The following is an 11,276-nucleotide window of genomic DNA, read 5'->3' as shown; positions in this document are numbered from 1 at the left end:
GTAATTAAAATTTTTAGGTAATAATATGGCAACAATAAAATCTATAGAAGAAAATGTAAGCTTTGAATCGGCACTTGCCGAATTAGAGGATATCGTAAAAAAAATAGATGACGGTCAGGAAAGTTTAGAATCGGCAGTTAATAGTTTTGAAAGGGGAGTTTTACTAAAAAATTATTGCGAGAAAAAACTCCAAGAGGCACGTTTAAAAATTGAAAAAATTACTAAACTTGCAGATTCTACGGTAACTTTAGAAGAAATAGAATTATAAGGTTTGGAGTTGTCATATTGTGACAGTGTTATTCTTGCGCGGCACTAGCGTTGTTGCATGGCTCTAAAAAAGTGTTTTATGTCATTCCCGCGAAAGCGGGAATCTAGCCTTTTTTTTGTCATGCTGAACTTATTTCAGCATCTCTTGAAAAATATCCTGAAATAAATTCAGGATGACTATAATTTTCTGGATTCCCGCCTTTAGCTAGAATGACATCGAAAATTCGATCCACGCAACAATACAGCTAAATTCAGAAAGATTTAGACAAGATGAATTTAAAGGTGAGCCTGCGCAGCGTATAATAATACGTGAGCACAGGCGAATCCAGAAAAATTCGCTTGTATCAAGCTTTCTGAATGACGCTGTACCTCCTCGCGGACACTGGAATACGTAACCCATTACTGCACTTAATGATATTTATCAACAATGAGTAATATATGTTCGATCACGTAATTGATTTTCTCTATAGCATTCATAATATTACTTTATTCTTAATAATAAATATTATTTTGATGATTTTTTGTACCCTTTGTTTACATTTTACAAAATCTATCATTCCTAGTAATTTTCAAAAAGAAGAGCTAGGCAGTTTAGGAGGACTTTTATCCGGAGTGGTCGGCAGTATGTACGCAGTATTGGTAGGGTTTGTACTAATGTTTTTACTGGGTAATTTTAATAAAACTAAAGATACGGTGGCATCTGAATCGATAATATTAATGAGGCTTGCAGATACTATAAATTGGCTTCCGCCTTCAGTAAAATCAGATATTTATCCGGATATTAAGAATTATACAAAGGATATTATCACAAATGAATGGACATTAATGAAAAATGGAGAAAAAATTGATAATCAAGTACTTTCTTATCTACAAAATATTATCAAAATAGTTAAGGCTTATGAAGGAAAGGACTCAATGCAATTATTTATTAAGCAAAAAATATTTAACGAGATTCAAGACCTTTATACAGTGCGATATAATAGAATTAAAATGTCATATTTTTCCTTAAATATTCCATATTGGACTATTATATTTATAATGACAATCATTAATTTAATACTTGTTTGTATGCTCGGTACTAAACTCTATCTTCATAAAATTTTGGTTATGTTAGTTTGTATTACTTCGGCTTCAATGATATTTTTAATATTTATCTTAGATAAACCGTTTAGGGGAGAGTTTGCGGTCGATCAAACTGATTTACAAAATGCTATCTCTTATATAAACAATACAATTGCAGTATTTTAACGCGAACGGCGTTGTCGCATGGCTACCGGAATCGTCATTGCGAGGAGGCATTTATGCCGACGCGGCAATCAAGTCCTTGTCATGCTGAACAAGTTTTGCGCATCTTTTTTTAGTAGATCCTGAAATAAATTCAGGAGGACTATGTTTTTCTGGATTGCCGCAGCCACTTCGTGGCTTCGCAATGACGGGTTTTTTATTAATTATGAGCCATACAACAAAGCTAACGCGAACTATGTATAATTCCTTATTCTTAGTTCACGTTATTTTAATTCCTTAAACTTAATATATTTCTTGAGAATTGTCCTTTTCGGTAGGGACGTAATCAAAAATATTATTATCACCGACAAAATCATCAGATTCGAGCATACGAATGTTATTTACTTTAAATGCTTCTATAACACTACCTTGCGGAGTAACTTTTCCGGTTGCTCTATCTACCGCTAATAATTTTATCGACTCCGGTACTTTAAACGGCAGCGAAGGAATATCTTTATAAGCATTTTGCATAAAATCTATAAAAATAGGTAACACCACGTTAGAGCCTGTTGCCGATTTCCCTAGACTTTTAGGAGTATCGTAGCCAATATAACTGCCGACTACTATTTTTGGAGTAAAACCTATAAACCACGTATCTTTACTATCATTACTTGTGCCGGTTTTCCCCCCCATAATCTTCCCAAGCTTTTTGGCAGAGTATGCCGTTCCTCTATCTACTGCTCCAGTTAGAAAGGAAGTAATTTGATAATTGCTAGCCTCGTCTATAACCATATAAACATTCTCTGCCGGTATGTTTAGCGTTGCCGTTTCTAGGTCAAAATCCAAGACGTTACAAGATGAGCAAATTCTATTATCTCGGCGATAAATTATTTTGCCGTTACGATCTTTGATCAATTCCACAAAGTGCGGTGAAATTTTTTTGCCGGAATTTGCTATAATTGCATAGGCATTAGTCATTTTTTCAAGCGTAGTTTCAATAGAGCCGAGTACCATAGAGTAAACTTTTTTCGGCTCATTATTAATCCCGAAACGTTTAATTATATCAACGATTTTTGTAAGACCCACGGCAGTAGCCACTCGAACAGTTATAAGATTTCTAGATTTTTCAAGACCGGTGCGCATAGTGATAGGACCTAAAAATTTCCCCTCATAGTTTTTTGGTCGCCAGCTAGGCATACCTTCACCTTGAGAGATTTCTATCGGTCCGTCATCAAAAATTTGATTAGGTTTTATGCCGTTTTCTAAAGCCGCTAGATAAACAAAAGTTTTACTTAAAGACCCGGGTTGCCGCAATGCTTGCGTTACTCTATCAAATTTACTGGCGGTAAAATCATAGCCTCCTACACTTGCCAGTACCTGACCGGTATTCGGATTCATAACCATAATAGCACCGTTTACCGCCGGAATTTGCCTAAGTGCATAATGATCTTTTACCGATTCAACCGCTATTACGTCACCTTTTTTTAGTATAGTTTTAACGGATTTTAGATTGCTTCTCGCCCAGTTCATTTCAGAAATAGGAATTTTAGCTTTTTTGCCATTTTCAAGTCCAATTTCAGCGTAATTATCTGCCGCGTCCAATATCACGGCTAGCTTATATTCAAGAAGTGAGGGAGGAGGCGGTAAATTTTTTAGATTTTCTTGCCAATTCTCAAGGGTAATATTGGCGATCGGTTTCCTGAAACCGTATTTCCGGTCATATTCTCTTATACCTTTTCTAAGCGAATTTTCAGCGATTCCTTGCATTTCTGCATCTAAAGAAGTGATAATAGTCAGACCGGCCGTATAAAACTCTTCTTTGCTACCTAGCATTTTAATTACTTCTTCCCTTACTTGCTCTGCGTAGTAATCTGCCGTAATCGTTTCATTGCGATCTCGTTTTTGTAAAATAATCGGTGTGTCTATGGCCTCTTTTGCCGCTTCTTTAGTTATATAACCGTCCTCTAGCATGCGAAGGATTACATAATTGCGGCGCTCTTTTACTCTAGCATAATTTTTATCGGGATTTAAATTTGAAGGTGCTTTCGGCAAGCCGGCAATAAAGGCTGATTCGGCAATAGTTAACTCTTCGATTGATTTGTTAAAATAATTCTGTGCTGCCATAGCTACGCCGTATGCTCCATGACCGAAAAATGTTTGATTAAGATACAACTCTAAAATTTGCTCTTTGGTGAAGGTATTAGAAATCATATAAGATAGCACGGCTTCTTTGATCTTACGCTTTATTGAGACTTCATTGGTTAGCAAGAAATTTTTAACTACTTGCTGAGTGATGGTAGAGCCTCCCTCCATTCGGCGATGATGCAGAAGGTTTGAGATATTAAGAATCGCCGCTCTGATTATACCCGGAATATCCACACCGGGATGGCTAAAAAAATTCTTATCTTCTGCCGCAATAAATGCCTCGATCAATGAATTCGGTACACTGTTAATAGGCACGAATACTCGACGTTCAAAGGCATATTCTTCCATCAATTTCCCGTCACGCGAATAAACACGAGTCACTGACGGAGGATAATAATTTGTCAGCTGTGAGTAATCCGGTAGATCTCTCGAATAATAATAGATTATATAGGCAACTACGCCAAAACCTATTAAAGCCAGCACGCTAAAAATTTTTAAGTAAAAATATAAAGATTTGTACATTAAGATGATTTTATGTTTATTAGGCTATGGTATTTTAACTAAGTTATAGAATTTATCGGGTCATATAGTTCTGTTTTGTCATACCGTGGCTTGACCCACTACTGTACGAACGTTGAAAAAAGGCTGTGTCATGCCGTGACTTGATCACGGCATCCAGGAAAATAAAGCCATATTAGACTTATTTTGAATCTTTTTATGATATTATAAGCTGGATTCCGTGGTCGTAGCCACGGAATGACAGAATTTTTACCTCTTTATTTAAACGTTCGTACAGTAGTACACCCCATTATGTCATTCCCGCGTAGGCGGGAATCCAGACTTTTTTACCTTGTCATGCTGAACTTGTTTCAGCATCCCTTATAGTAGATCCTGAAATAAATTCAGGATGACTATAATTTTCTGGATTCCCGCCTGCGCGGGAATGACACCGAGGGCGTTTTTAACCATCCATGCAACAACGCCTGAATGGTGTGATTTATACGAAGAAATTATAAAGTAAGAACTGGATACCGTGGTCAAGCCCACTACTGTACGAACGTTTAAATAAAGAGGTAAAAATTCTGTCATTCCGTGGCTACGACCACTTCAGTCCAGCTTATAATATCATAAAAAGATTCTAAAATAAGTCTAATATGGCTTTATTTTCCTGGATGCCGTGATCAAGTCACGGCATGACACAGCCTTTTTTCAACGTTCGTACAGTAGTGAATGGGGTGTGGGAATGACATCGAAAATTCGAGCCATGCAACAACGCCCCGTTTTCACGGGAATGACATAAAAGAGTACAGGTATGACACAACTCTTACCTATATTACTTCTCCGGCTAAGCTATTATTTGCTGCTTTAATAATTTTTACGTCGATAATTTTCCCAAGTAAATTTTTATCGGGATTTGCTATATATACCGACTGCATGTACGGTGTTTTGCCGATTATCTGATCGTCAAATTTACCGTTTCGGTCAAATAAAACTTTCATAACACTACCGACACAATTTTCGTTAAAAGCTAATTGCTGATCGCTCAGTTCTTTTTGTAATATGCTAAGCCTTTCCGATTTTATATTTTCCGGTAATTGCTCTTTTAATGCACCGGGCGTACCAGGACGCGGGCTATATTTAAATGAATAGCATTGCCCGTAACCGACTTTGCGAACCAAATCCAAGGTGTCGGCAAAATCTTCATCGGTTTCACCCGGAAAGCCGACGATAAAGTCCGAAGAAAAAACTATATCGGGACGCTCCGCACGCAGGCGGTTAATAACATCAAAATAATAATCCCGCTCATGCTTGCGGTTCATTGCCTTTAAAATTTTATTTGAACCGGATTGTACCGGTAAATGCAAGAAAGGCATTAATTTTTGTTCTAAGCCATGCAGTTTTATTAAATCATCCGACATATCGATCGGGTGCGAAGTAGTGTAGCGAATACGCTCTAAGGTAGGTATGGCGCTCAAATGCTTTATTAAATCTGCCAAACTACAAATTTTATCATCGAGACCTTTACCGTGATAGGCATTAACATTCTGACCAAGTAACGTTATTTCTTTAGCACCGCTTGCAGTTACCTTTAATGCTTCTCTATATATTTGTTCTAGATTCCTTGAAAATTCTGCGCCCCTAGTATAAGGCACTACACAAAAAGTGCAAAATTTATCACACCCCTCTTGTACGGAAATAAAAGCACTAGCCCCCTGAGGGTATAATTGCTCAGGTAATTTATCAAATTTTGTTTCTTCGACAAAATCAAGATTAATCAAATGCTTTTCGTGTCTAACGACTTTTACGATTAGCTCCGGTAAATTATAATATGATTGCGGTCCGACAACAATATCTACATACGGCGTTCTTTGAAAAATTTCTTCCCCTTCCGCTTGCGCAACGCAGCCGGCCACCACGATTATTGCCGGATTTAAACCCTGCCCTTTTCGTTGATCTTGAAGTTTTTTAATACGTCCTAATTCTGAATAAGTTTTTTCTGCAGCTTTTTCTCTAATATGACAGGTATTTAAGATAATAATATCGGCATCCGCCATGCTTTCGGTAGCTTCATAACCAAACGGATAAAGCAAATCCTGCATTTTGATGGAGTCGTAGACATTCATCTGACAGCCGTAGGTTTTGATAAAAAGCTTTTTGCTCATGGTTTTAGGATAGTTATACAAATAAAGTGATAAAGTTATGCTGAGCTCGTTTCAGCATCTATTCAGGATGACGCATAGCATGGATTCCCGTTTTCAGGCGTTGTTGCATGGCTCGATAAAAGCAGCAGTATGTCATTCCCGCCTGCGCGGGAATGACATCGAAAATTCTAGCCATGCAACAACGCCCCGTTTTCACGGGAATGACATCAACAACAATCTTAAAAATGTGTTGTAAATCTTAAGTGAAAAGTTTGAGTATCATCATATGGTTTTTTCTTAATCGGGAAGCCCCAATCCATTCTGATCGGTGCAAAACGTGTGACCCAAATAAAGCCGAAACCTACTGAAGCTCGCAATGACTTATCGTTATAAAAGCCGTAAGGTGTTTGAAATTTTTTCTTATTTAAACCTACGCCCCATAGACTGCCTAAATCCATAAAGACCGCACCCGTTAAATTAAATTCTTCAGGTAAAGGAGTAGGGAAATTAAGCTCTGTAGAAAAGGTATAATATTTTTCGCCGCCTAATCCTTCATCAGTAGTTTTTTCACGAGGTCCAACTCCACCGCTAGCGAATCCTCTTAAAGTATAGTCTCCAAGATTAAAACGATCCGAAATACGAACAGTTTTGCCTGCAACTCCTAGGATAGTACCGCCTGATGCCGATAATTTTAAAGTAAGTTTATTATTTATGAAGGATTTAAAATATTTACCGTCAACTTCATGTTTTAAATATTTATTATTTCCGCCGACGCCAGCAAATTCTTGCGTACCGCTTATTAAGTAACCGTTTTTTGGAATAATTCTACTATCCGTTTGATCATAGGTAATAGTCTGACCTATTGCCGAGGTAGTAAATTTCCCCATTTGTTCGGTTAAAAATATCGAATTTGACGGACTTGGAGCATTTAAAGTATCTTGCTTAATCAAATAATCAATTTCATGGCTTAAATCTTCCATAATCTCATAACCGAGCGAAGTTTTAAAACCAATAGAATGTTTTTTATATCCTTGATCTCCTTGAGATAAAAAAGTAGAACCACGACCACTATACTCTCTAAATATATTACCACTAAGAGATAAATCTCTATCTAAAAAATGCGGCTCCGTTATACCGGCATACAAACTAGAGCTTTTTTTACCCATTAGCACGCCGGCATTTAGTAATTTACCGGTGCCGACTAGGTTACGTTCTAAAAAGGATAAACGCCCAAATATACCGCCGGAGGTATTATACCCGAAGTCAAAGCCGACAGAAGAAGTAGATTTTTCATCAACGTCAATATTAAGGTCGTATTTGTCTTTTTCTTTTGTCGGAGTGACGATAATAGCCACTTTTTCAAAATAATCTAAGTTTCGGAGATTACGTTCGCCTTTTTCTATATAGGTGCGATTAAATATATCCCCTTCTTCAACCTTAAACTCTCTTCTTATAACCTTATCTTCAGTTTTTAAATTATTATTAATGTTAATTTTATTTATAAAAACTCTATCTGCTTTATCGATAATAAATTTAATGTTAATAGTGTGATCTGAATTTTTATTTTCTATATCCGGATAAACATTTACAGCCGGATAGCCCATGCTAGCAAAATATCCGGCAATTTTTTCAGCCGTATTATCTAAAGCTTTCATATTAAAAATATCACCTTGTTTGACGGTAATAAATTTATTAATTTCTGATATATTAATATTCGGTAACTTATTATCGATCGTAATATCACCGAACTTATATTTATCTCCTTCATCTAGCGAATAGGTAAGAGTGAAATATTCTTTAGTAGGGCTTAGTGTTGCTGTTGCCGATATTAATCTAAAATCAGCAAATCCGACTGACTGGTAAAACTCTTTTAATAGCTCTTTATCGTATTCTATGCGATCCGGATCATAAGTGTCGTTAGTTTCTAGAAAACGAAACCATCTAGATTCTCTAGTTAAAATAACGGTTTTAAGTTCACCGTCACGATAATGTTCATTACCGCTAAAATAAATGTATTTTATACCGGTTTTCGGTCCTTCGGCGATATCAAATATAACTTTAACCCTATTATTTTCTAAATTCTCGATTTTAGGTGTTACGGTACTGGAAAAACGCCCTGAACGTTTATATATTTCCAGTATTTTTTTTAGGTCCAATTCAATTTTTGCCTGGCTGAGTGACTCACCCGACACGGTATAAATCTCTTTAGCTAGCATTCCCGTTTTTATTTTAGAATTACCGGTAAATACCACGCTACTTATAAAAGGTGTTTCCGTAACGGTAACAACAAGATTACCACCGTTTAAAAATTTAATATTTATATTTTTAAAAAGCGAAGTAGCATATAAATTTTTAACTGCTTCGTCTTCTTTTGATGAATTATAAACATCACCGACTTTAAGGTTTAAATAGCTCTCGATAGTAGAACGTTCTACTCGATGATTCCCTTCTATCGTTACTTTTTGAATAGTGCCGTCGGCTAATAAAAAATGACAGTAGAAAACAGTTATTGCTATAATTGTTAATTTAATAATTGATCGAATTTTCACCTAAAACCTTCTTTAGATTGTAATTAATAAAAATTTAAAATCGTGTTCTACTATAGTAGATAATATTAATAAGAGCAAGTAGATCGTGCATTAACTTATAATTTACTACAAGAAAATTGTGATTATGAGTAGGCATTGTTGCATGGCTACCGGAATCGTCTGAGGTAAGAAGCCGTAGGCGTTGTTGCATGGATCGAAAATTAATAAAAATCCGTCATGGCGAAGCCGCGAAGTGGCTGTGGCCATCCAGGCTATCCCGAATTACATTCGGGATTTAATTAGAATACTAAACGAGTTTAGTATAAAAATATGTTTATACTTAGATGGCCACGGCGCCAAGGAGGCGCCTCGCCATGACGATTCCGGTAGCCATGCAACAATGCCTGCAGGCGCTCACAATGACGTTGTAGGCATCCCTACACAACAATAACATCCTCTTAAGAAAACAAGCCTTTTATATCATTTGAAACAGAAATTATCATAAGAAAAATTATCATTCCCGCTCCCAATTGTAGTAAAATATTTCTAATACGATTATTCGGTAATTTACCGGTAATTGCCTCATAAATTATAAATATTAAATGCCCTCCATCAAGAACCGGAATGGGCAAAAGATTAAGCAGCCCTAAATTAATCGATAGCATAGCCATAAACAATAAAAACACACCTGACCCTTGAGCTAGTGACTTGCCGGATTCCTTCGCGATAGTTAACGGTCCACCTATTTCCTCAAAAGATCGCTGCCCTATCACCATTTGAGTAAGAGCTTTCAACGTTAAAGTTGAAAAATTTATAGTAGTGCTAACAGCTTCTACGCCACTTGAAAAAATATTCATTTTAACATGGATAGGTTCATTTTTAGCTATAATCCCTATACGAGTTTTTTTTATTTTTCTTACTTGGTTAGATGTAGAAAATATTTCTTCAGGTGTCACCTCAATAGTAACTTCTTCTCCCTTCCTTTCGATTAGTAAATTTAAAGGCTGATCGCGGGTAATTAATATCTCATTTTGTAAATCGCTAAAATCTTTAACGATTTTATTATTAATTTTAATAATTTTATCATTTTCCCGTAAGCCGGCTTTTTCTGCGGCAGATGAAGCTATTACTTCCCCGATCACCGCCGGAATTTCTACCTTCCCTAAACAAAAATAAAAGCCGGTAAATATTATAACGGCCAGCAAATAATTAATCATCGGTCCGGCAGCCACGATTAAGAAACGCGCTAAACATGATTTAGCAAAAAAAGCTACTTTTTCATTAATAACTTGTGTTTTATCAATCGTTGATCGATCATAACCGTAAATCTTAACATATCCGCCAAACGGCAAGAGGCAAATTTTCCACCTCACCCCTCTTTTGTCCGTAATGCCTATTAGTTCTTTCCCAAATCCTATAGAAAACTCCTCAACTTTTACCTCAAAAAACCTTGCTGCTAAGTAATGCCCCAATTCATGGATAAATACTAAAATACTAATTGTTAAAATAAATCCAAATATTGATAACATAAATAAATTTTATAAGTTTACTAATAAGAAGTTTTGTTATATCTTGTCATTTCGTGATTTGATCGGCGTCGTTGCATGGATAGGCTGAAGCGTGTTCGATGTCCTTCCCGTGAAAACGAGGCGTTGTTGCATGGCTAATAATTTCCGTATTATGGTTATTATAAGTACGGTGTCATACCGTGGCTTGACCACGGTATCCAGAAAAACCTTAATAAAAAGACTGGATGCCGTGGTCAAGCCACGGCATGACACCGAAACACTTTGCAAAAATTTGAGCCATGCAACAACACCGACTTCATTACGAAATCTCTGCTTTTTCTTCATCTATTTTATACATTATGAACTCGAATAAAATCAATAAAAAAACAATAGCGCGCATTGCAGCGGTACAAACTATTTATCAATATATGTTACAAAGCTCGGAACAAAATATAGATTCTATAGTAGAAAAAATGATTGCTTTTTATCAAGATGAAAAAACAAGCGATGATTCTGAAACTAATTCACATGAGCATTTAAAAATAACGTTAAACATAAGTCATTTTAAGATGTTGGTAAAGCTAGTAATTGAAAATTCTGAACAAATAGAGCAAATTATCTCTACGCATCTAACAAATACTAAAGATATTACTCATATGCCTATTTTACTTTCGTCATTATTACGTGTTAGTATCTGCGAATTACTGTTTTTTGCCGATATACCGGCTAAAGTAGTAATTAATGAATTTACGGATATCGCTAACGATATGTTAAATGAGCATGAAATAGGCTTTGTTAATTCAATGTTAGATACCATAGCCAAAGAAACTCGACCTCTTACATAACTCTACTTCTAAAGGTAATTTATACGTCGCACCTAGGCTCAAATCCTCACATATGTTAAGTACGCTACGGTTTTGCGCACCGTGTATTCTTCAAATTCCTCTTTATAAGCGAGTTCT

Annotated in this window: 15 protein-coding genes and 1 pseudogene; 10 read left to right on the top strand and 6 right to left on the bottom strand. The window is 36.1% G+C overall.

What is annotated here, in order from left to right; all coding sequences use genetic code 11:
- Positions 1-25 precede the first annotated feature (25 nt).
- From AAGD64_RS02990 to AAGD64_RS02975, 4 genes and pseudogenes are all read left to right on the top strand, one after another.
- Positions 26-268, top strand: coding sequence for an exodeoxyribonuclease VII small subunit (locus AAGD64_RS02990; RefSeq protein ID WP_341793809.1), 243 nt, complete (start codon positions 26-28; stop codon positions 266-268).
- A gap of 226 nt (positions 269-494) precedes the next feature.
- Positions 495-638, top strand: a pseudogene (locus AAGD64_RS02985) (palindromic element RPE3 domain-containing protein); the annotation flags it as partial.
- Between the two features lie 142 nt (positions 639-780).
- A complete protein-coding gene (locus tag AAGD64_RS02980; protein WP_341794138.1) occupies positions 781-1,515 on the top strand; it encodes a DUF4239 domain-containing protein in 735 nt (244 codons plus the stop codon).
- Between the two features lie 154 nt (positions 1,516-1,669).
- Positions 1,670-1,792, top strand: coding sequence for a hypothetical protein (locus AAGD64_RS02975; protein WP_341793808.1), 123 nt, complete (start codon positions 1,670-1,672; stop codon positions 1,790-1,792).
- A gap of 2 nt (positions 1,793-1,794) precedes the next feature.
- Here AAGD64_RS02975 and AAGD64_RS02970 read toward each other — a convergent pair whose 3' ends face one another.
- Positions 1,795-4,158, bottom strand: coding sequence for a penicillin-binding protein 1A (locus AAGD64_RS02970; protein WP_341793807.1), 2,364 nt, complete (start codon positions 4,156-4,158; stop codon positions 1,795-1,797).
- A gap of 234 nt (positions 4,159-4,392) precedes the next feature.
- Here AAGD64_RS02970 and AAGD64_RS02965 point away from each other — a divergent pair, with 234 nt between their 5' ends.
- Positions 4,393-4,521 carry a hypothetical protein gene (locus AAGD64_RS02965; RefSeq protein WP_341793806.1) on the top strand — a complete coding sequence of 43 codons (129 nt, stop codon included), beginning with the start codon at positions 4,393-4,395 and terminating at the stop codon, positions 4,519-4,521.
- Here AAGD64_RS02965 and AAGD64_RS02960 read toward each other — a convergent pair.
- A complete protein-coding gene (locus AAGD64_RS02960) occupies positions 4,516-4,725 on the bottom strand; it encodes a hypothetical protein (RefSeq protein WP_341793805.1) in 210 nt (69 codons plus the stop codon). The genes AAGD64_RS02965 and AAGD64_RS02960 overlap by 6 nt on opposite strands.
- 88 nt (positions 4,726-4,813) lie before the next feature.
- Between AAGD64_RS02960 and AAGD64_RS02955 the strand changes: the two genes are divergently transcribed.
- The gene (locus AAGD64_RS02955; RefSeq protein ID WP_341793804.1) at positions 4,814-4,936 is read left to right on the top strand and encodes a hypothetical protein; all 123 of its coding nucleotides are present in this window, start codon (positions 4,814-4,816) and stop codon (positions 4,934-4,936) included.
- Positions 4,937-4,964: 28 nt separating this feature from the next.
- Here the strand turns inward: AAGD64_RS02955 and miaB are convergent, their stop codons facing one another.
- Positions 4,965-6,299: a tRNA (N6-isopentenyl adenosine(37)-C2)-methylthiotransferase MiaB gene (gene miaB, locus AAGD64_RS02950; RefSeq protein ID WP_341793803.1), complete on the bottom strand. Its 1,335-nt coding sequence runs from the start codon at positions 6,297-6,299 to the stop codon at positions 4,965-4,967.
- Positions 6,300-6,336: 37 nt separating this feature from the next.
- Here miaB and AAGD64_RS02945 point away from each other — a divergent pair, with 37 nt between their 5' ends.
- Positions 6,337-6,534, top strand: a complete 198-nt coding sequence (locus AAGD64_RS02945) for a hypothetical protein (protein WP_341793802.1) — start codon at positions 6,337-6,339, stop codon at positions 6,532-6,534.
- Here the strand turns inward: AAGD64_RS02945 and bamA are convergent.
- On the bottom strand, positions 6,518-8,827 hold the full coding sequence (bamA, locus tag AAGD64_RS02940; RefSeq protein ID WP_341793801.1) for an outer membrane protein assembly factor BamA: 2,310 nt from the start codon (positions 8,825-8,827) through the stop codon (positions 6,518-6,520). The genes AAGD64_RS02945 and bamA overlap by 17 nt on opposite strands.
- A 34-nt stretch (positions 8,828-8,861) precedes the next feature.
- The gene (locus AAGD64_RS02935) at positions 8,862-9,017 is read right to left on the bottom strand and encodes a hypothetical protein (protein WP_341793800.1); all 156 of its coding nucleotides are present in this window, start codon (positions 9,015-9,017) and stop codon (positions 8,862-8,864) included.
- Between AAGD64_RS02935 and AAGD64_RS02930 the strand changes: the two genes are divergently transcribed.
- Entirely contained in the window at positions 9,012-9,257 is a 246-nt protein-coding gene (locus tag AAGD64_RS02930) for a hypothetical protein (RefSeq protein WP_341793799.1), read from the top strand. The genes AAGD64_RS02935 and AAGD64_RS02930 overlap by 6 nt on opposite strands.
- Positions 9,258-9,264: 7 nt before the next feature.
- Here the strand turns inward: AAGD64_RS02930 and rseP are convergent, their stop codons facing one another.
- On the bottom strand, positions 9,265-10,335 hold the full coding sequence (gene rseP, locus AAGD64_RS02925) for an RIP metalloprotease RseP (RefSeq protein ID WP_341793798.1): 1,071 nt from the start codon (positions 10,333-10,335) through the stop codon (positions 9,265-9,267).
- Between the two features lie 130 nt (positions 10,336-10,465).
- Here rseP and AAGD64_RS02920 point away from each other — a divergent pair, with 130 nt between their 5' ends.
- Together AAGD64_RS02920 and nusB are read left to right on the top strand one after the other, a co-directional pair.
- Entirely contained in the window at positions 10,466-10,687 is a 222-nt protein-coding gene (locus tag AAGD64_RS02920; protein ID WP_341793797.1) for a palindromic element RPE4 domain-containing protein, read from the top strand.
- Positions 10,674-11,159: a transcription antitermination factor NusB gene (gene nusB, locus AAGD64_RS02915; RefSeq protein WP_341794137.1), complete on the top strand. Its 486-nt coding sequence runs from the start codon at positions 10,674-10,676 to the stop codon at positions 11,157-11,159. Before AAGD64_RS02920 ends, nusB begins: the two co-directional genes overlap by 14 nt.
- Positions 11,160-11,276: the final 117 nt, after the last annotated feature.

This window comes from Rickettsia endosymbiont of Ceutorhynchus obstrictus, assembly GCF_964026565.1.
Classification (GTDB): domain Bacteria; phylum Pseudomonadota; class Alphaproteobacteria; order Rickettsiales; family Rickettsiaceae; genus Rickettsia.
This window is presented reverse-complemented; position numbering and strand designations above follow the sequence as displayed.